The sequence below is a fragment of the Bacillus swezeyi genome, assembly GCF_001969815.1.
GTDB classification, from domain to species: domain Bacteria; phylum Bacillota; class Bacilli; order Bacillales; family Bacillaceae; genus Bacillus; species Bacillus swezeyi.
Genome location: NZ_MRBK01000010.1, coordinates 83,950 through 104,624, shown reverse-complemented (window position 1 = coordinate 104,624; position 20,675 = coordinate 83,950). Strand labels below are relative to the sequence as shown.

Sequence of the window (20,675 nt, the reverse complement as noted above, 5' to 3'; positions counted from 1 at the left end):
TATTGTTAAGCTTTTATGAATCATCTATGTTAAAATATACGTTAGATCATTTGAATTTTTGGGCTGATTATTACCTGTGACATTTAAAGTTCGTTTAAACATATAATTGCATTTTTCTGATCGGAAGGAGGAGATGAATTTGCAAACGGAACAGATTCACAACTTGTCCTATGTTAGTGCCGATTTATCCGGCTTTATGAATCATCTTGAACAATCATATATTAATCGGCGCGCAGGTGCATATATCGCTACTGTTAACCCCGAAATCGGATATGCGGCGATTAAAGACAAAAGCTATTCTGATGTATTGTCATCTGCTGATTTTATTCTGCCCGACGGCATCGGAGTCGTGATGATGTCAAAACTGACCAATAACCGGTTAAAGTCGAGAATCGCTGGCTATGATGTGTTTATCAATCTGCTGAAGATTGCCAACGACAAAAAGAAAAGAGTCTTTTTATACGGCGCAAAAAAAGAGGTCAATCAAGCTGTAGCGGATCGTATCTCATCTGAATACCCCGATATCAACCTGGTTGGATGCTCAGACGGTTACGCAAAGGATAAAGAAGCAGTGGCTAAACGGATTGCAAAGTCAAAACCGGACATGGTTTTCGTAGCTTTAGGCTACCCGCATCAGGAAAGATTTATTTATCAACATAGGCATCTATTTCCGCAGGCAATAGCAATCGGCCTTGGCGGAAGCTTTGATGTATTCAGCGGCACGGTAAAGCGCGCTCCGAATTGGCTGATCCGTCTAAACTTGGAATGGCTGTACCGATTGGCGACAAATCCGTCAAGATGGAAACGGATGATGAATATCCCCAAATATGCTTTTTCCGTTTTGAAAGAGCAAAGGGTGCAAAAGCAGAGCTACTATCCTGAACAGGTTAAAGAGCAGTCAAAACAAATTGACGCATAATAAAATTTGAACTTTATGAAGAGATTGGGTTGAAGGATGAATATACGTTCTTTACTGATTATTTTTTATTCGGCAGGACTGTCAATAATCGGCTTTATTTTAAGGTGGATTAAGCCGCGGAACAGGGCCGTCCTTCTCGTTTCATTCCAGGATAATGCGACAGAACTGCTGACTGAATATGAAAAGAAAACAAACAAACCATTTGAAGTCTACGTTTTGTATACTCAGCATGCTGTTTCTCTTGCAAAAGAATTCCCGGCTGTTCCATCAAAATGTATAAATGAAAAAAACCCTTTTCATATCATACAGGCTGTTTATCATATGTTTAGAAGCAAATGTGTAATTACAGATAACTACTTTTTGCTGACGAGCGTACTGAACAATCGGCCGCAGACGAAATGCATTCAGGTTTGGCATGCTAATGGTGCACTTAAAAAATTCGGACTTGAGGATGTCTCGAATAAACATAGAACAGTGGCTGATTTAAAAAGGTTTAAAAAGGTATACCGTTCATTTGATTATATCACCGTAGGATCAGACAAGATGGTGGAGATTTTCAAACGGTCATTTGGCGCGAAAGAAGAACAGTTTTTGCGAACGGGAGTCCCGTTAACTGATCAGTATTTTCATTTTGAACCACAGGCTCCCCCTGTTCAAAATAAAAAAGTCATTCTATACGCTCCGACCTACAGGGACTACGACATGACAAGCCTCAATCTCCCGTTTACAAAAGAACAGCTTTCAAAAGGTTTAAACGGAGAATACGTGCTGATGGTAAAACTGCATCCTGCTGTGCGCAAAGACATAAAACTGGACGAGAGTGAAGGCTATTTTAAAGATGTTTCAGACCTTCCCTTAAAAGACCTATTATACGTGTGTGACATACTGATTTCAGATTATTCTTCGGTTCCTTTTGAATTCGCATTGTTAAATAAGCCGATGCTGTTTTATACGTATGACATGGTTGAATATGACGAAAAGCGCGGATTAATCGATGACTTTGAAATGGTGATACCCGGAAAAGCTTGTTCTGACCGGGATGAACTGCTTGAAGAATTAAAAAAGACCGATAAACAAAATGAAAAGATTCAACGTTTTGCAACGGAGTGGAATCGATATTCACAAGGGCATTCCAGCAGAAAGCTGCTTGATTTTATTCATCAATTGCTGACACATTCGGAGACTGTTGAAAGTGTCAGGAGTGAGGGATAAAAAGGATATAACGTTTATCATACAAAAAAACTGGCAGGTTAGAATGCCAGTTTTTTTGTTTTTTAAATCTCTTCTTTGTTTAAAAGATTTTCTATAAAAGGAACAAGCTGAGTTTTCAGTTCTTGATCCTGCATGGCAAATTCAAGTGTCGTTTGAATAAACCCAAGTTTTTCACCGACGTCATATCGTTTGCCTTCAAAGTCGTAAGCAAATACGCGCTGAATTTCATTCAGCTTTTGAATCGCATCTGTCAATTGAATTTCTCCGCCGGCTCCGATTTCCTGCTTTTCCAGATACATAAAGATTTCAGGCGTAAAGATGTAGCGGCCGAGAATCGCCAAATTAGAAGGAGCTGTTCCAGGCTTTGGTTTTTCAACAAAGTTCTTTACTTGATATCTTCGGCCTTCTTTTGTCAGCGGATCGATGATTCCGTAACGGTGTGTGGCATCTTCGGGCACTTGCTGAACACCGATGATGGAAGAAAGGGTTTTTTCATATTCATCCATCAGCTGACGCAGCCCTGGTGTCTCAGCTTGAACGATGTCATCTCCAAGCAAAACGGCAAAAGGCTCATTGCCGATAAAGTTACGGGCGCACCAGACTGCGTGTCCGAGTCCTTTTGGCTCTTTTTGTCTAATATAATGGATATCAGCCATATTAGACGCTTTTTGAACTTTTTCAAGTAGTTCATTTTTGCCTTTTTCTTCAAGGTTGCGTTCAAGTTCAGGCGCATGGTCGAAATGGTCTTCGATGGCACGCTTTCCTTTACCTGTTACAATAATGATATCTTCGATGCCAGATTCAATGGCTTCCTCAACTATGTATTGGATGGTCGGCTTGTCGACAATCGGAAGCATTTCTTTCGGCATTGCTTTGGTAGCCGGCAAAAAGCGGGTTCCAAGCCCAGCCGCTGGAATAATTGCTTTTCTTACTTTTTTCATTAGTAAAGCACCTTCCTTAAAGTGTATGTGATCGATACCTTAAACTTTACCACAATTCGAGTTTTTTCACACGTATCAACAAAACAAAGAAATTATTCTGTTTAGGAAAAAATAATGATATATGAAAACAATTAATGTTATTATAAAATACAAGCTACAGATTGTCTGGGAAAGGAAAGGTAAATGCTAAAATGGAAAAACTAAAGATCATGACTATATTCGGCACTAGACCTGAAGCGATTAAAATGGCGCCTCTTGTGCTGGAATTAAGAAAACACCCAGAAATTTCATCATATGTGACAGTGACTGCCCAGCACAGGCAGATGCTTGATCAGGTGCTTGAAGCATTTCATATTCGGCCTGATTTTGATCTTAATATTATGAAGGAACGGCAGACATTGGCTGAAATTACGTCAAATGCCCTTACAAAATTAGATCAGCTCTTCCAAGAGATTAAACCTGATCTTGTTCTTGTGCACGGTGATACGACGACTACTTTTGCGGGAAGTCTGGCTGCTTATTATCACAGGATTTCAGTCGGTCATGTCGAAGCTGGATTAAGGACGGGTAACAAATACTCTCCATTTCCTGAAGAAATGAACCGTCAGTTGACTGGGGCGATTGCAGATTTTCACTTTGCGCCAACAAATCAGGCGGAGAACAATTTATTAAGGGAAAATAAAAAAGTTGAATCCATTTTCGTTACTGGGAACACAGCCATAGATGCCTTGAACACAACGGTTCGGGAGAAATACTCACATCCGCTTCTTGATAAGATGGACAACGACCGGATGATTCTTTTAACCGCACATCGCCGCGAAAATTTGGGCGAACCGATGGAAAATATGTTTCGTGCGATCCGGCGGATCACAGAAGAATATCCTGATGTGCAAGTGGTGTATCCCGTACATTTAAATCCTGTTGTTAGACAAGCTGCAGATCGGTATTTTAGTGGCTTGGATAGAGTTCACCTAATTGAGCCGCTTGAGGTAATCGATTTTCATAATTTTGCTTCTAGAGCTCATTTCATTTTGACCGACTCCGGCGGTGTTCAAGAAGAAGCACCTTCCCTTGGAAAACCGGTTCTTGTATTAAGAGATACGACAGAGAGACCGGAAGGCGTAAAAGCAGGAACATTAAAACTGGCCGGGACGGCTGAAGAAAATGTATATCAGCTGACAAAGCAGCTGTTAGAAGATCATGAAGAATATCATAGAATGTCCCAAGCTTCAAATCCATACGGCGATGGAAAAGCATCAAAGCGCATTGTCGAAGAAATACTCTACCGTTTTGGCTATCGGACTGACAAACCGCTCCCTTTTAAGGAAAATTAAAAAACCAGCTCCACATTTTTGTGATGTGGAGCTGGTTTCGTTAATTTTTAAGTGCCAAACTTTCCTTCAGTTCATCAGAAATCGCCTCGCGGTCGCTCTCGTCCACTTGATAGTAATAAATCCCGTTAATTTTTGTGCCCTGGCCTTTCAGCTGATGCTGGATGACATTATTGCGGGCTGATTTGTAGTTTGACTGAATATCCCACATGTCATCAAAAGTAAGGTTTGTTTTGACATTATCTTCAATCACTTTGAACATATCGCCGAATTTAGTAACGGATGAGATGTTTGCACCTTTTTTAATGATGCCTTCAATGACCTGACGCTGTCTCTCCTGTCTTCCGAAATCGCCCTTCGGATCCTGTTTTCTCATTCTGGTATAGGCAAGCGCTTCTTCTCCATTCAGGGTAATTTCCCCTTTGCTGAAAGAATGTCCGTCATAGCTGAAGGCAAACGTGCTGTTTACTGTAATTCCGCCGAGTGTATCGACAATATCTTTGAAGCTTTCCATATTCACTTTTACAAAGTAATCAACAGGTACATCCAAAAAGTTTTCAACCGTGTCCGCGGTCATTTGGGTTCCTCCGAAGGCATAGGAGTGGTTGATTTTGTCCATCTTTCCTTTACCGATGATTTCGGTATATGTGTCACGCGGAATACTTACCATTTCTGTTTTATTCGTTTTAGGGTTAACTGTCATATAAATAAGAGAGTCGGCCCGTCCTTTATCGCCTTCTCTTTCATCTACACCCATGATTAACACGGCAATTGGATCCTTGCTGTTAACGTCAACCTGTTTGTCTCTTTTATCGGACTTTCCAAGGTCTTCATGTATGCTTGCGATAGTTGAGGCAGCTTTATTCCAGAGATAGTACGCATAGCCGCCGGTACCTAAAACGAATAAGCCTATAATTGTTAAAATAATGAAAAAGACTTTCCTTTTCTTTTTTCTTTTTTCAGCTCTCATAGATTCCTCACCTTATTTTTTTATCTTACTTGATTATAGATTTTAAAATTCTTAGAAACAACCTATTTTTTCTTTCACATTACAACTTGACGAAATAGAACTTAAGAATGTTTCAAAATCCTTTTATTTTCTTTAAAATTAAAAATGTTTGTCGATAAAAAACAAGAGGTGATAAAAATGAAAAAACTAGCCGCATTGATGTTCTTCTTAGTTCTTTTGGCAGGCTGCGGAACTGCTGAACAATCCAAACAAGGAAGTCAAACAAATGAAGTTCAGACTGAGGAAGGAACGTTTGTGGGGTTGGCTGATTCTCATACAATCGAAGTGAAAATTAATAATGAACCTGTCAGTTTAAATATTGTCGGTGATTACGAAGGTGACATCGACCAATTAAAAGACGGCGAAAAAGTGAAAGTCAATTATAAAAAAAATGAGAAAGGCCAGCTTGAATTAAAAAAAATTGAGAGTGTGAAATAGAGACATCAATTAGCTCGTACTTTTTGTCATAAAGGGCGGAGAGCAATGATGGCGTCCGCCCCAAAAGCTACATAGAAAATAGCCAAGGCGCACATGATCCAGAACAAACGAAACAATCTCATATTATGGAATGATCAGTTAAAGGTCAGTAAAGGAGTCTAACTCAGATCATCAACGTGAATCGGATAAAGATTGGGGTTTTCTCACGGGCATGCCTCTAAAAATCTTCATAAATTAACCTTTTGATCAAGACACCTCCAGCGCTATATGGTCAGCCGATGCAGAGTGATGTACAAGATTCATATCATTAATTGAAATGAACGATCTATTTTCACGTATTATCATGTTTAGAACTTAGTTGATTTACATTTTAAATTTTTGAAAGAAAGATGGAGGGATCGCTTTGCGTAGAATTTTTAAAGTCCTCCCGATATGTTTATTAGGACTTGTTCTATTTATACCTTCTGCATTGGCAGATAACACAGCAAGCAGAATTGCTGGGAAAAACCGATATGACACAGCAGTACAGGCATCCAAAAAAGGCTGGTCAAGCGCCAGCACGGCAGTGGTTGTAGGCGGAGGGGCTTATGCGGATGCCATTTCCGCAGCGCCTTTTGCTTATCAGAAAAATGCACCGCTTTTGTTAACGAACTCTAAAAATCTGTCTTCTGAAACGAAGTCTCGTTTAAAAGAATTAAAGACGAAAACTGTATATATTATTGGGGGAACTCCTGCTGTATCGAACAGAGTAGCCAGCCAAATCAAAAATCTCGGGATCACGGTCAAAAGAATTGCCGGGAAAAACCGTTATGATACAGCGGCAAAAGTGGCTAAATCTATGTCAAGCACTTCAAAAGCGGTAATAGCAAACGGATTCTTATATGCAGATCCAATCGCCGTCATTCCGTATGCTGCTAAAAATGGTTACCCGATCTTGTTTACAAATCAAAAAACGTTAAACAGCTATACCTCTGAGGCAATGAAAAGCAAAGGCATTAAACAGACATTCGTGATAGGGAGCACAGGAAGCATAAACAGCACTTTATATCGTAAACTTCCTTCTCCGACTCGAATCAGCGGAAAAAATCGCTATGACCTTTCTGTGAATATCGCAAAGAAGTTTAGTTTAAGCACAAGCAACACCTATGTAAGCAACGGATTTAAATATGCTGATTCTATTAGTGGAGCCGCCCTTGCTGCAAAACAAAATAAAGCGATCATTCTGACGAACGGAGAAAATTTATCAAAGGAACCGAGAACATTCATCGGCGATAAAAGTATTAAATACTTTTCCATAATGGGCGGGACGCCTTCGGTCGCTTCCAAAGTGGCGAACCAGCTTAAAAATCCGGCCGTGGGTAAAACGATATTTATCGATCCGGGACATGGAGATCAGGATCCGGGTGCAATCGGCAACGGCCTGAAGGAAAAAGACGTTAACCTGGACATCGCCAAGCGATTGAACAGCAAGCTGTATAGTGCTGGTGCTCTTCCTGTGATGTCAAGGTCAAACGATACTTTTTATTCCCTGGAAGAACGGGTGAAAAGGGGCGCTAACGCGAAGGCCGATCTGTTTATCAGCATTCACGCCAATTCATATACGCCTTCATCAAATGGTACTGAAACGTATTATGATAAAAACTATCAAAGCGCCAACAGTAAGCGGCTTGCTGAAGAAATCCAGCCGAGGGTCGTAAGCGCGTTTGGAACAAGGAACAGAGGCGTAAAAACAGCTGGATTCTATGTGATCAAAAACTCTAAAATGCCAAGCGTTTTAATAGAAACGGCTTTTATCACAAATTCGTCAGACGCCAGCAAATTAAAAAGTGCGACTTTAAAGGATAGAGCGGCAAAAGGGATCAATGACGCCGTTTCAGTATATTATAGATAGAAGACAGGGGCATCTACATTTAATTAGTTTGCCAAAGCTGTAAAGAAGCCGACGTTCGGCTTCTTTTTTTATGCCTTAAAATATAGTATGATAATTCCATTAATTCAACAAAAAGGAGCGGCGGTGATCGATGATAATAGAAATTTAAACAAATTTATCAAAAAATAACACTATTAATATTCTTTAACAAGTCCTTTACATTGTGTTTACGTTCATATGCTACACTGACGCAGAGATCACAAAGTACCAAATCAATCGCGAGGTGTATGTCAGTGAGTATGGACAAAAGCTTAAGAATGTATCATGAATACTCAAGCCAGCAAATCTATTCTTGTGCTCTATCTGAAAAAGCAGTACGTTATTTGAATATAAAGCGGGCAATGGATATCGTCCTATCACTCATCGGTCTGGCAGTGACACTGCCGGTGATCCTATTATTTTGTATGCTGATTTCTCTAGAGACTCCCGGTTCACCTCTATATCGACAGGAACGCGTTGGCAAAGACGGAAAGCACTTTAAGCTGATTAAACTGCGCTCCATGAGAATCGATGCTGAAAAATCTGGAGCGAAATGGGCCCAGAAGGATGATCCGCGTGTCACTGCCGTCGGGTCGTTTATCAGAAGAACAAGGATCGACGAACTTCCGCAGCTGATCAATGTTCTGGCCGGAGACATGAGCCTTGTCGGGCCAAGGCCTGAACGGCCGATGTTTACAGCTCAATTCCACCATGAGATACCGGGATTTAAAAACCGCTTAATTGTAAAGCCGGGGTTAACCGGACTGGCACAGGTTAATGGCGGCTATGATATCAGTCCGAGGGAAAAACTTGTGCATGATCTTTATTACATTCGAAATTTGACCTTTCTTCTCGATTTGAAGGTTATGGTAAAAACGATTAAAGTAGTATTGACTGGTGAGGGAGCCAGATAATACGAGGAAGTTAGGAATAAGCTATGTCAACCATTACGAAACAAATATTAAGCGGTGCAAAATGGACAAGTCTGTCAACTTTGATCATCACGGTGATTCAGATTGTACAGTTTGCTCTGCTTGGCAATATCATGACCATCGCCGAATTCGGGCTGGTCGGGATGCTGACAACCGTTACAGTTTTTACGCAAATCGTACTTGATATGGGATTCGGGGCCGCTTTGATTCAAAAGGAAGACATCAGTGAACGCCAATTATCGACTTTGTATTGGCTGAATATCATAACGGGCTTCCTTTTGTTTGCCGGCCTCTTTTTCCTGAGTCCGGTGATCGCCGATTTTTATCAGCGGGATGAACTTGTGCTGCTCATTCGCATTTTGGCGGTGATGTTCTTAATCGCTCCGGTCGGGCAGCAATATCAATATATGCTGCAAAAAGATTTAAAGTTTAATGTGCTGAGCAAAATTGAAGCCGGAGCAACGGTTTTGTCGTTTGTGCTGCTGCTCGTGCTGATTTTTCTGGCGGATCCGATTATCGCCTACGCATTGTCACAAGTTTTTCTCAATTCTGTTAAAGGAATCCTGTTTTTTACTGTATATTTAAAAAAATGGCGTCCTTCATTCGTATTTGCTGTTCGGGAAGTGAAAGAGTTTTTCTCTTTTGGCGCGTTCCAGCTTGCTTCCCGGCTTGTCAACCGGCTTGGCGCCAACATTGATATGATTTTGATCGGGCGGTTTCTCGGTGCGGAAGCTTTGGGGATCTATAACCTGGCCTACCAGATTATCACGATTCCCGTTTTGAAGATTAACCCGATTATCACAAGAGTTGCCTTTCCCGTCTTTTCAAAAAACCAAAGGGACAACGGGGTTTTAAGAGAAGGATTTCTAAATATGACAAAGCTTCTCGCACTGGTTTCGTTCCCGCTTCTGATCGGACTGACCACCGTTTCCGACCTGTTTATTGAGGTTGTGTTCGGAGAAAAATGGCTTCAGGCCGTCCCTGTTCTCAACATTTTAGCCATTGTCGGCCTGCTCAGGGTTCTGATGAATCCGAACGGATCGGTTTTGCTGGCAAAAGGGAGAGCGGACTTGGCGTTTTACTGGGACAGCGGTGTTATGCTTCTTTACGGGCTGTCTCTCTATGGCGCGGTGTTGACGAAAGACTTGACGATTACCGCCTGGACGTATGCCGCGATTAGTCTGATCAACTTCTTTATCGGAAGGTGGCTGCTCAAATATGTGATCCAGCTGAATCTGGCCGATTATTTCAAAACAATCGGCAAACCGCTGGCCTTGACGGCCTTGATGGCGGCGCTCGCGCTGGCCTTGAGCGCAGGAAGCAGACACCTGCTAAACGGCGCCATGCTTCAGCTGGCGGTTTCCGTCGGTATCAGCGGAATGTTCTACAGCTTTTTGGTCAGCAAGGTTTATCAAAGGGCAGTAAGAGCCCGGTTTCGAAGATGACAGCAGAAAGGGCGTTTAATGTTGAAGGTACTTTGGATTACAAGTGTTTATCCCAGCGGTCAAAAACCGGGGGAAGGCGTTTTTCATGAGACTCAAGTCCAGGCGCTGCGAATGCTCGGCATGGATGTCACAGTCATATGTCCATTGCCTGTGAATCCCGCGCCTCTCAGGTTGCTGAAAAAAAAATACCGGCAAATACGGTCAGTTCCGGAATATGAAGAAAGAAAGGGCGTTCCGGTCTACAGGCCTCCATATATGGCGCTGCCCGGCCAGTTGAAATGGGCTCAGCCGCATCGCCGGATAGCCAAGGCCGTTTTGCGGGCAATCGAGAAACACGGGCTTGCTCCCGATATGATTCATGCTCATTTCGCGATGCCTTCCGGGGGCGCCGCTGCCGTCGTCTCAGAAAGGCTGAAAGTTCCTTATATACTGACGCTGCACGGAAGTGATGTCAATATTTATCCGCATTACAGCAAAAGCGCTTTTCAAGCTTTTCAAAAAGCGGTTCGCTCCGCTTCTGATGTATTGGCGGTCAGCGATGTGCTGAAAGAAAGAACAAAAGAGCTGACCGGTGTTGAAAGCTCTGTGCTTCCCATCGGGGTTAACCTTGACCGGTTTCAAAAGCCCTCTGCTTCAAAGGGTGAATTGAGGGAGAAATACGGCTTGCCCACAGACAAAAAACTGCTGGCTTTCGTCGGCCGTTTGGTCAAAGGGAAGGGAGTAGCAGAGCTTGCAGAGGCCGTCCGCCAGCTTGATGACAGCTACACGGCTGTTTTTATCGGAGATGGGTCGGAAAAACAGCAGATCCGTCAAAAAGCCGGAGATCAAGCGATATTGACGGGACAGGTTGCAAATCAGGAAATATCTGAATACCTTGCCGCATCAGATCTTTTTGTTCTTCCCTCATATTCAGAAGGGATGCCGACCGTTGTCATTGAAGCACTCGCTCTGAAAGTACCGGTTTTATGTACATCGGTCGGCGGTGTGCCGTCTTTGTTCGGAAAGCATCAGCATCTCCTTGTAAAACCGCGTTCTGTTGCCGATTTGAAAGCCGCGGTGATCGATTATATGGAAGGCGGCAAATGGCAGAAGGATATCGCTGAGGAGCTGTATCAAAAGGTATATGAGCATTATGATGCAAGCCAAAACGCGAAAGCGCTGAAGAAGAGGTATGAAAGTATTTTGCATGACATGAATAAGAAACCTTATGATGGCGTAGACCTCTAATAGAAAAACCGGGATAAATGTAAAGAGACTCCCGTTTAAAGCAGCAGTTTTGCGTCCATGATGAGATTATAAAGAAAAGAGATAGAGACAAAATCATCGCCTATAAAAGCTATTGGATTGAAGGGTTAGCTTAAGGAAGGGAATGATGATATTGAAAAGAATCGCTGTTATTGGAACAGGATATGTTGGGCTGGTATCTGGAACTTGTTTTGCAGAGGTAGGGAACTCGGTTGTCTGTTGTGATATAGATGCTGAAAAAATCAGAGGGTTATCAGCCGGTATAATGCCGATTTATGAAAACGGGCTGCAAGAACTTGTTGATAAAAACGTAAATGAGAACAGATTGTTCTTTTCAACGGACATTCCCAAGGCGATTAAAGAATCGGACATTATATATATAGCAGTCGGAACGCCGATGTCAGAAAACGGAGAAGCTGATTTAACCTATGTGAAATCCGTTGCCGAATCGATCGGAAGCCATTTAAACGGGTATAAAATTATTGTCAACAAAAGCACAGTGCCTGTTGGAACAGGAAAGCTCGTTCAATCAATTATTGAAGAGGCGTCCAAAGGTGAATATCCGTTCGATGTCGTCTCAAATCCTGAATTTCTCCGTGAAGGAACAGCGATTTATGACACGATGAATATGGAGAGAGCGGTTATCGGCGCAACGAGCGAAAAAGCCGCGGCGATTATAGAAGAACTTCATAAACCATTTCAAACGAAGATCGTCAAATCAAACCTTGAAAGCGCAGAAATGATCAAATACGCGGCAAATGCATTTTTAGCAACGAAAATCTCATTTATTAATGATATGGCGAATATTTGTGAAAGAGTCGGCGCCGATGTGTCAAAGGTTTCTGAAGGCGTCGGGCTCGACAGCAGAATCGGCAAGAAATTTTTACAAGCAGGGATCGGTTTTGGCGGATCATGCTTCCCTAAGGATACGATGGCTTTGCTGCAAATCGCCAAATCTGTCGGCTATCCTTTTAAAATGATTGAAGCCGTCATTGAGACGAATCAGAAACAGCGTGCGCACATCGTCCAAAAGCTGCTTGATGTGTTTGGCGATCTGAATGGCATGACAATCTCAGTTCTCGGATTGGCTTTTAAGCCAAATACAAACGATATGCGGTCTGCGCCTGCTTTAGACGTGATTCCGATGCTGCGAAGCCTTGGAGCCAATGTGCAAGCATATGATCCGATTGCAGTTCCGGAAGCGGAACGTCTGCTTGGCGATCAAGCTGTCTATAGCAACGATTTGTTTAGTACTGTAAAAGATACTGATGCATGTCTCATTTTGACGGACTGGCCGCAGGTTAAGCATATGGATGTCAAGAAACTAAAATCTTATTTAAATCAACCGGTCCTAATTGACGGAAGAAATCTATTTGAGCTTGATGATATGAAAAGAGAAGGATTGATCTACCATTCAATCGGCCGCCCTGGAGTTCAGGGAGAGAAGATCTTAACAAAAGTATAAACGCGGGGTGTTTTAACAATGGAAAAAGTACTAGTGACAGGCGGATCCGGATTTATCGGCTCACATATTACGGAACAGCTCCTGAAAGAACATTATCAAGTATCGGTGCTTGATAATTTAACAACGGGTCATCTCTCAAATATCGAGGGTCTTCCAATCGATTTCTATCAGGAGGATATTACACACCCGGAAGCCATAGAAGTGATCAAAAGCATTAATCCCGATTATATTATTCATTTAGCAGCACAGGTGAGTGTAGCGGAGTCTGTCAGCGATTTTTTAAATGATGAAAATATCAATATAAGAGGTTCACTCCATATCATTAAAGCAGCGAGTGAATGCGGCGTGAAAAAAATCGTCTTTGCGTCATCCGCCGCCGTCTACGGAAACCCGGATTATTTGCCTGTCGACACCCGTCATCAAACAAATCCCGGCTCGCCTTACGGATTGACAAAGCTTACCGTTGAAAACTATTTAAAGCTGGCCTATGACCTGTACGGAGTCGAGTACTGTGTGCTGCGGTACAGCAATGTGTACGGACCGCGTCAGGATGCAAAAGGAGAGGGTGGAGTCGTCTCGATTTTCTCCGATCTTTTAACAAGCGGCACGGCACCTGTCATCTTTGGAGATGGTGAACAGTCCCGCGACTTCATCTATGTGGGCGATGTGGCTTCCGCTAATATACAAGCGCTCAAAGCCCAATCAAACGTTTGTTTAAATGTTTCCAACGGCTTTTCAATTACAGTCAATGAGCTGTTTGCCGAAATGAAAAAGGTGACCAATTCAACGCTTTCTCCGATCTATCAGGATGAAAGACCGGGAGATATTCGCCACAGCACGCTGAGCAATGAAGACACAAAAAAAATATTAAACTGGGAACCGAAAATGCCGCTCGGTGAAGGACTGGAAAAGACGATTTCATATTATAAAAAAGAGATGAATACGTAATCAATAACTGGCTGCTGGCAAATGTCGGCAGCCCCTTTTCCAGAAACAAGCGGAAGGAAGGGGAAATTCAATGAGTCTGAAACGCTACGCGGTCAATGCTTTGGTTTGGCTCGCCGCTTTGATCGCAGGCTTAGCTTTAACAAATCTGCTGGCTCAGACAAGTACAAAGAAAATGTTGTTTGTCTTTCTATTGTTGATCACACTCGCCGTGATCGTGGTGCTGAGGCCTTACATATCGCCGGAACAGCTGATGCTGCCCATCTTATATCTTCTCATCGCAGCCACTTTTGCCAACAATGCGTTCTTTACGGTCAAGCTCGGCTTTTTCAGCCTGTTTCCGTACCGTATTCTCTTGCTCCTTGCAGCTGTCTGGTTTGCTGCGGAAGTGTTGAAAGGCAACAGTCATCTTAAAAAATGGCAGCCTGTTCAAGTGAAAGGCATCCTCATGTTTTTTGCTTTTTGGTTCTGCTATGGAATGATTTCGCTGCTTTGGGTCAAGTCTGTTACAGACGGTGTGAAATATTTATCGCTGTTGGCGATGGGGATGTTTTTTGTCTTTCTGATTGTGATGTACTTTCAAAAATTGGACCGGCTTCTCGCTTTCTATTATATATGGATGGTGATGACGATTTTTTTAATGGTCATCGGGTTCTATAATCATTTTACATTGCACCATCTGCCGAGCTCCACGCTTTATAACGGGCCGCATTATAAGCAGCACTATCCGACGTCGGTTTTTTTCAATCAGAATGACTTTGCGACGTTCCTGTCAATCAGCTTCTTCTTTTATTTGGCTTTTTTCAAAAACATGAAAAACAGCTATATGAAGATGGCGGGATTGATACTTGCGCTTTGTTCGGTTTATTTGATTTACCTGACTGGTTCAAGGGCCAGTATTTTGGGTGTGGCGGCCGGACTTGCGCTATACGTGTTCATTTTGCTGCCGCGGCTTTTCAAGAAGTGGGTCCTTATCGCCGCTGCCACAGGATTCATCGCTTTTGCCGCGCTTTTTTCCGGCAAAATCACAGATACTTTCTATAAATACTTCTTAGCCCCGCAAACCACACACGATTTCAGCGAGCCGCTGCCGTCCAATGTCGCCAGGGCAAATCTTTTGAAAAACGCCGGACATTATGTGCTGGATACATACGGATTTGGCGTTGGAGCCGGAAATGTGCCTTATTATCTAGAGCATCATGCGCTTTTTGATACGGATCAGGTTGTTGAAGTGCACAACTGGCTCGTTGAGATTATGGCGAATTTTGGGGTTATCATGATGCTTGGCTATTTAACGATATATATTTATTTAATTGTAGTGCTTTACCGTTTTTATAAAAGGGGGCTCACAAGCCGCTATAAGCTTCTTTTGGAGGGGCTGATCGCCGCTCTTGTCAGCTTTCTTGTATCAAGCATCAGTCCGAGTTCCGTCTCGAATTTATATTTCCACTGGGTGTTTCTCGCTTTGGTCATTGCGGCGGTCAATACCTTTAGAATAAAAGGAACAGGTGAGACCGAACGTTTTAGATGATTGTTGTCAAAAAAGAATTTAAAAGCAGGGAGAAATTCATGTGAAGCATTTAATGAAACGTATTGCAGGAAGAATAAAAAAGTATTTTGTGCTGATAATCGCGCTTCCGCTTGTTCTTGGACTGTTTGGCTATTTCATGCCAAAGGGAAAGGCCGCTCCGTCTGACTACACGGCTTCTGTGACAATCTCGACAGGAAATTACGGTGAATCGAAGTACAATAATGCAAAAGATGTTCCGCTGCTGTTGAAAAATGAACCGTTTTTAAAAGAAGCTTTCCCGGAGATGCCGGAAGAGGATCTTGCGACGCTTAAAGATGAACTGGCGATTGAAATCCGCTCAGACTCGCTTTTTAATTTGAACTATACAGGATCTGACAAAGAAGAAGCATTGAACGTTCTAGAAAAGATCAAGAATGCCTATATGACAGCGGACAAGACGCTGTTTTCAAAAAGAGAAGAAATGATCGAAAAGAACATTAAAGCGCTTGAAGGTGAAACAGTCAGCGCTGACTCCAAGGTTGATAAACAAAGATTTTTGTATGAGCTTGAAACGAACAAGCTTGACCTGAAGGCCGCCGAAGAAATCGAGCCTTTAAACGTTATGGATAACCAGGCCGGCGGGATGTCGCCTAAAAAAAGAGCGGTGCTGGGCGTATTGATTGGACTGGCGCTGTCGTTTTTTATCATTGTTGTTCCGGAAGTTTTTAAAGAACGTTAAATTTTTGATTGGGGATGTGGATCAGGATCATGACGAGTCAAAAACCTTTAATCTCTGTCATAACGCCTTCCTATAACGCGGAGGAATTTATCGGGAAGACCATTCAATCTGTCATAAATCAAAGCTTTCCCGACTGGGAAATGATCATTGCTGATGATTGCTCAACAGATGGAACAAGAGATATTTTGAAGAGCTGCGAAGAAGAAGACGAACGGATCCATGCCATTTATTTAGAGAAAAATCAAGGAGCGGCCGCAGCGCGGAATGCGGCGCTCAACAAAGCGAAAGGGCGTTATGTCGCTTTTTTGGACAGCGATGATATCTGGAAAAAAGAGAAGCTCGAAAAACAGCTCGCCTTTATGAAAGAGCATCAGCATGCCTTTACATTTACGGCCTATGAAATGATCAGCCAAAACGGTGAGCCGCTTCATAAAACGGTCAAGGCGCCAGAACGCCTCACATACGACGATGTTTTAAAAAATACGATCATCGGCTGTCTGACAGTCATGCTTGACAGAGAACAAACGGGCGGCATTCAGATGCCGAACATTAGAACACGGCAGGATTTAGCGACATGGCTGTCTGTTTTAAAGCGGGGTTTTAAAGCATACGGACTGAATGAGCCTTTGGCTGAATATCGGATTGTCGATACATCGATTTCGAGAAATAAGTGGAAAGCCGCTCAAAAAACCTGGTATGTGTACAGGGAAATTGAGCGCCTGCATTTGATGAAGGCGACATGGTGCTTTGTCCATTATGCAAAGAATGCGGTCATGAAGAGATTATAACGGCATTGACAGAAAAGGTGATTGAAAGTGAAAGCAGAAAAAGTCATACATGTTGTGGTGGCGACCGGTGAGTGGGGACAGGATCAGTTAAGATACAGAAGGCATCGTCTTGCGGAATTTTTAGCGAAGCAGCAGGAGACGGAGGAAGTCATTTGGGTGTGTCCGTCTGAAGAAGCTCCTTCAGACACATTTACAGTGCTTGACAATGGAATCAAACAATTTGCAGTAAAGGATTTTCTGAAAAAGAAAGTGTTCAGGTTTGGCCGCTATAAAGACGTTTTTTATAAAAAAAAGCTGGCGCTTCTGCTTGAGCATTTAACAGCAGATGTTCACGGAGAAAAAGTGTGTTTGTGGTACACATTCCCCGGTTTTCCGCTTTTGTCGTCGCTTTATCAGTGGGACCAGGTCATTTATGATTGCAGTGACCTTTGGGCGGCGCCGATCAGCGGAAAGCAAAACATTGCATCGGCATTCAGGCAAAAGGTGATTTTTGAAGCTGAAAGCAGAATCATCAAGGCGGCTGATACGATTTTTTGTACTTCAGAATACTTATGCCAAAATGTAAAGAACCGGCTAAAGGGAGAGGAAAAGCCGGTTTTTAAGATCGAAAATGGTGTGGAGTACGAGCTTTTTACATTGAATGATCAAAAAGCCGATGTATTGAACGGAAGAGAAGGAACAGTGCTGGGCTTTATTGGCGGAATTAAGCCGAAGCTTGATTTTAAGCTCGTCAAAGAAGCCGCCAGGGCGAAAAAAGATTGGACATTTTTATTTGTCGGTCCTGACGGCACAAACGGCGACCCGGAATTTAAAGAGCTTCTCAAGGAAGAAAATGTCATATGGACGGGGCCGGCAGCACCATCGGAAGTTCCGGCCTACATGAATGTGATTGATATTGGGATTATTCCCTATAAACCATCGAGCTATAATAATGCGGTATTTCCTTTAAAGCTGTTTGAATTTTTAGCAGCTGGAAAGCCTGTCGTCGGCTTAAACCTGCCATCGACAGAAAAAGTGCAGAAAGAACATATTTACCGGCATATCGCAGGAAGCGACACCGGGACATTTACGAATGTTTGTGAAGAGCTGGAGTCTTCGCATGACGACCCTTCCCATATCGAACTTCGCAAGAAGACGGCGCGCGAAAAAGATTGGCACCATTTATTTCATACAATGATTGGAAAACTAAATCTGAATGAACGTGCTTAGTTTGCGGCGGATTTTAATTTATGATGTTTCTTTTGGCCGGAGCTTGTTATAATAAATAATGAGATTGTATAATGAAAAGTATGACCTATCTTTTATAAGACTAGACATCATTTAAAAAGGAGACTTCTTTATGTCTTATGAACGCACGATTATTGCGTTTTTTGTCTCTCTAATTACCGTTTTAATCATCACTCCGCTTGTTAAACGATTAGCAGTTAAAACCGGGGTCGTCGATCAGCCCGATAATCGAAAAATACATGATAAAGTGATGCCGCGAATGGGCGGTTTAGCCATATTTATAGGAGTATTGGCCGGATCATTGGCCGGCGGCGTATATGAAAACAGAATAACCGCTATTACGCTCGGCGCCTTTATGATCGTTATTTTAGGCATTATAGATGATAAACATAATTTAAGCGCAAAAGTCAAATTTATTGTTCAAGTATTAGTGGCTTGCATGATTGTCAGCACCGGCCTGAAAATGGAGTTTTTGTCGATTCCGTTTTGGGAGCTGCGCTTTGATTTAGGCTGGCTTGCATATCCTTTGACGATTTTATGGATCGTTGGGATGACGAACGCCATCAACCTCATCGACGGATTGGACGGCCTTGCTGCCGGCATATCGGTAATCGGCCTTTCGACAATTGCCGTCATGGCTTTTTCTGCCGACAAAATTTTAATTTTTTCATTATCCTTAGTCGTCATCGGAAGCACGCTGGGCTTTCTTTTCTATAATTTCCACCCGGCGAAAATTTTCATGGGAGACACGGGATCTCTTTTTCTCGGTTATGTCATCTCCGTCCTGTCGCTTTTAGGACTGTATAAAAGCGTGACGCTCTTCAGTGTTGTCATTCCGATCATCATTTTAGGAGTGCCGATCTTTGACACGACCTTTGCGATTATTCGGCGAATTTTGAACAAGCAGCCGATTTCAGCCCCGGATAAATCACATATCCATCACAGACTGATGGCCTTCGGACTGTCCCACAGAAAAGCCGTTATCGTCATTTATTTAATCGGCGTCGTATTCAGCCTGAGCGCCATTCTTCTGAAAACGGCGACACTCTGGATGTCGATTTTCATCATCTTCGGATTGATCCTGTTCATGCAGATCATCGCCGAGGTGACCGGCCTTGTCAATGAGCAGTACAAGCCGTTTACGAAGTTTTACAGGCGGATGGTGAAGAGGAATTGAGAAAAGACCTGATTTCGTTCATTTTTGAAATCAGGTTTTTTTGTCGTTTAAATGGAAGCCAATGTTAAATATCTGTCAGATTAGACGATAAAGGAAAGGGTGAAATATTTTATATAAGGAGTGTTTTTTGTGAAAAAGCTGTTCTTAATGTTTGTAATTCTGTTTTCAGCTGTTTTGGCGCCGTTTGGAAGTGCGTCAGCAGAGGAAAACAGCGGGAAAAGCTGGGTAAGTAAAGCTGATTTACCGGAGGCCAGAAGTGCCGCGGCTACTGCTGTTGTTGATGGGAAGATTTATGTGATTGGCGGATTTGGATCGAAAAGTGTAGCGACAAATACAACATTTGTTTATGATCCTAAAACAAATGAGTGGACGCAAAAGGCGGATATTCCCACTCAAAGAGCTGGGGCTGCAGTGGCGGTAGTTGATGAAAAAATTTATGTAATTGGTGGAACGACTACAAATGGAGTGAGAAAAGATAATTCACAAAAGGTTGAAATCTATGATCCCAAAAAGGACACTTGGGAAACGGGCCCTGATGTTCCTATAAAAAGCTATGATTATCTAGTCTCTGCAGCTGTAGTAGATGATACAATTCATTTATTTATGGGAAAAACAGATATTCAACTCGGACACTTTGCATATAATGCAAACACAAAACAATGGGAAAAGAAGAATGATAAAATTAATTACTATAAGGGAACTGCTGCAGCGTCTGTAGATGGTAAAATATATCTTATGGGTGGCGGCAAAATAGATAACTTTCATGATTGGATTTATGAATATGATTCTAAGTCAGATAGCTGGGCTAAGAAAAGAAAATTAAAATTTCGCACTACTAATATATTTGCTGCAGCAGTCGTTGGGAAAAAAATCTACCTTGGTGGGGGAGCTTCTACATTATGGGATGTTACTGCAAGAGTCCAGGTGTATGATCCTGCAACTGATACAGTTGACGAAATTCCTAGTCTGCAGCATGAACGGTCTGGAGCTTCGACAGTCGCTGTTGGGAATGATTTGTACGTCATAGGCGGAAGCAGCCAGGTAAAATTTAAAACCCGCATATTAAAGTCTGTCGAAATGTTTTCTTTGGATGATGCAAATAATCCAGACACCGGTACAACACCGGGCAATGATAACGATTCAAGCAATGGTGAAAACCCGGGCAACACAGATGACAAAGACCAGTCAGAAGAAGGAAACGCACTGCTTGTCATCACCATGGTAAACGGCCTTCAAAAGGAATACCAGCTTTCCATGAAAGAAGTGAATGCTTTCTTGAAATGGTACAAGCAAAGAGATGCAGGCGAGGGCCCGGGTTTTTATGAAATTGATGAACACGACAACAATAAAGGACCGTTTGAGAGCAAAAAGGATTATGTCGTTTTTAAGAATATTTTGATGTTTGAAGTCAATAAATATAAAGAATAATGTTGAACGTAAAAA

At 42.4% G+C, this 20,675-nt stretch carries 18 protein-coding genes; 16 read left to right on the top strand and 2 right to left on the bottom strand.

Annotated elements, in window-relative coordinates:
• Nucleotides 1–139 precede the first annotated feature (139 nt).
• Together BTA30_RS10260 and BTA30_RS10255 are read left to right on the top strand one after the other, a co-directional pair.
• A complete protein-coding gene (locus BTA30_RS10260; RefSeq protein ID WP_076761154.1) occupies nucleotides 140–919 on the top strand; it encodes a WecB/TagA/CpsF family glycosyltransferase in 780 nt (259 codons plus the stop codon).
• Nucleotides 920–955: 36 nt separating this feature from the next.
• Nucleotides 956–2,131 carry a CDP-glycerol glycerophosphotransferase family protein gene (locus BTA30_RS10255; protein WP_076761153.1) on the top strand — a complete coding sequence of 392 codons (1,176 nt, stop codon included), beginning with the start codon at nucleotides 956–958 and terminating at the stop codon, nucleotides 2,129–2,131.
• A 62-nt stretch (nucleotides 2,132–2,193) separates the two neighbouring features.
• On the opposite strand, the gene galU is transcribed toward BTA30_RS10255, so the two are convergent.
• The gene (gene galU / locus BTA30_RS10250) at nucleotides 2,194–3,072 is read right to left on the bottom strand and encodes a UTP--glucose-1-phosphate uridylyltransferase GalU (RefSeq protein WP_076761152.1); all 879 of its coding nucleotides are present in this window, start codon (nucleotides 3,070–3,072) and stop codon (nucleotides 2,194–2,196) included.
• A gap of 191 nt (nucleotides 3,073–3,263) precedes the next feature.
• On the opposite strand from galU, the gene wecB reads away from it, so the two are divergent.
• The gene (wecB, locus tag BTA30_RS10245) at nucleotides 3,264–4,406 is read left to right on the top strand and encodes a non-hydrolyzing UDP-N-acetylglucosamine 2-epimerase (protein WP_076761151.1); all 1,143 of its coding nucleotides are present in this window, start codon (nucleotides 3,264–3,266) and stop codon (nucleotides 4,404–4,406) included.
• Nucleotides 4,407–4,446: 40 nt separating this feature from the next.
• On the opposite strand, the gene tagU is transcribed toward wecB, so the two are convergent.
• Nucleotides 4,447–5,373 (bottom strand): polyisoprenyl-teichoic acid--peptidoglycan teichoic acid transferase TagU, encoded by a 927-nt coding sequence (gene tagU / locus BTA30_RS10240; RefSeq protein ID WP_076761150.1) that lies wholly within the window; start codon nucleotides 5,371–5,373, stop codon nucleotides 4,447–4,449.
• Nucleotides 5,374–5,550: 177 nt separating this feature from the next.
• Here tagU and lytA point away from each other — a divergent pair, with 177 nt between their 5' ends.
• The 13 genes from lytA to BTA30_RS10175 all read left to right on the top strand — a co-directional run bounded on the left by lytA (nucleotide 5,551) and on the right by BTA30_RS10175 (nucleotide 20,660).
• Nucleotides 5,551–5,850: an acidic lipoprotein LytA gene (gene lytA, locus BTA30_RS10235; protein WP_076761149.1), complete on the top strand. Its 300-nt coding sequence runs from the start codon at nucleotides 5,551–5,553 to the stop codon at nucleotides 5,848–5,850.
• Between the two features lie 403 nt (nucleotides 5,851–6,253).
• Nucleotides 6,254–7,741, top strand: a complete 1,488-nt coding sequence (locus tag BTA30_RS10230) for an N-acetylmuramoyl-L-alanine amidase (protein ID WP_076761148.1) — start codon at nucleotides 6,254–6,256, stop codon at nucleotides 7,739–7,741.
• Between the two features lie 224 nt (nucleotides 7,742–7,965).
• On the top strand, nucleotides 7,966–8,673 hold the full coding sequence (locus tag BTA30_RS10225) for a sugar transferase (RefSeq protein WP_275666920.1): 708 nt from the start codon (nucleotides 7,966–7,968) through the stop codon (nucleotides 8,671–8,673).
• Nucleotides 8,674–8,696: 23 nt separating this feature from the next.
• Nucleotides 8,697–10,136 (top strand): teichuronic acid biosynthesis protein TuaB, encoded by a 1,440-nt coding sequence (tuaB, locus tag BTA30_RS10220; RefSeq protein ID WP_076761147.1) that lies wholly within the window; start codon nucleotides 8,697–8,699, stop codon nucleotides 10,134–10,136.
• Nucleotides 10,137–10,157: 21 nt separating this feature from the next.
• Nucleotides 10,158–11,363: a teichuronic acid biosynthesis protein TuaC gene (gene tuaC / locus BTA30_RS10215; protein ID WP_076761166.1), complete on the top strand. Its 1,206-nt coding sequence runs from the start codon at nucleotides 10,158–10,160 to the stop codon at nucleotides 11,361–11,363.
• Nucleotides 11,364–11,514: 151 nt separating this feature from the next.
• Complete coding sequence (tuaD, locus tag BTA30_RS10210) at nucleotides 11,515–12,846, top strand: UDP-glucose 6-dehydrogenase TuaD (protein WP_094777314.1); 1,332 nt, start codon at nucleotides 11,515–11,517, stop codon at nucleotides 12,844–12,846.
• Nucleotides 12,847–12,864: 18 nt separating this feature from the next.
• Nucleotides 12,865–13,794 (top strand): NAD-dependent epimerase/dehydratase family protein, encoded by a 930-nt coding sequence (locus BTA30_RS10205; protein ID WP_076761145.1) that lies wholly within the window; start codon nucleotides 12,865–12,867, stop codon nucleotides 13,792–13,794.
• 70 nt (nucleotides 13,795–13,864) lie between these two features.
• On the top strand, nucleotides 13,865–15,322 hold the full coding sequence (gene tuaE / locus BTA30_RS10200; RefSeq protein WP_076761144.1) for a teichuronic acid biosynthesis protein TuaE: 1,458 nt from the start codon (nucleotides 13,865–13,867) through the stop codon (nucleotides 15,320–15,322).
• A 52-nt stretch (nucleotides 15,323–15,374) separates the two neighbouring features.
• A complete protein-coding gene (tuaF, locus tag BTA30_RS10195) occupies nucleotides 15,375–16,040 on the top strand; it encodes a teichuronic acid biosynthesis protein TuaF (protein ID WP_076761165.1) in 666 nt (221 codons plus the stop codon).
• Nucleotides 16,041–16,069: 29 nt separating this feature from the next.
• Nucleotides 16,070–16,828 (top strand): teichuronic acid biosynthesis protein TuaG, encoded by a 759-nt coding sequence (gene tuaG, locus BTA30_RS10190; protein ID WP_076761164.1) that lies wholly within the window; start codon nucleotides 16,070–16,072, stop codon nucleotides 16,826–16,828.
• Nucleotides 16,829–16,855: 27 nt separating this feature from the next.
• Nucleotides 16,856–18,037 carry a teichuronic acid biosynthesis protein TuaH gene (tuaH, locus tag BTA30_RS10185; protein WP_076761143.1) on the top strand — a complete coding sequence of 394 codons (1,182 nt, stop codon included), beginning with the start codon at nucleotides 16,856–16,858 and terminating at the stop codon, nucleotides 18,035–18,037.
• A gap of 130 nt (nucleotides 18,038–18,167) precedes the next feature.
• Entirely contained in the window at nucleotides 18,168–19,232 is a 1,065-nt protein-coding gene (locus tag BTA30_RS10180; protein WP_076761142.1) for a glycosyltransferase family 4 protein, read from the top strand.
• 129 nt (nucleotides 19,233–19,361) lie between these two features.
• Nucleotides 19,362–20,660 (top strand): Kelch repeat-containing protein, encoded by a 1,299-nt coding sequence (locus BTA30_RS10175; RefSeq protein ID WP_076761141.1) that lies wholly within the window; start codon nucleotides 19,362–19,364, stop codon nucleotides 20,658–20,660.
• The last annotated feature ends 15 nt before the right edge of the window (nucleotides 20,661–20,675 follow it).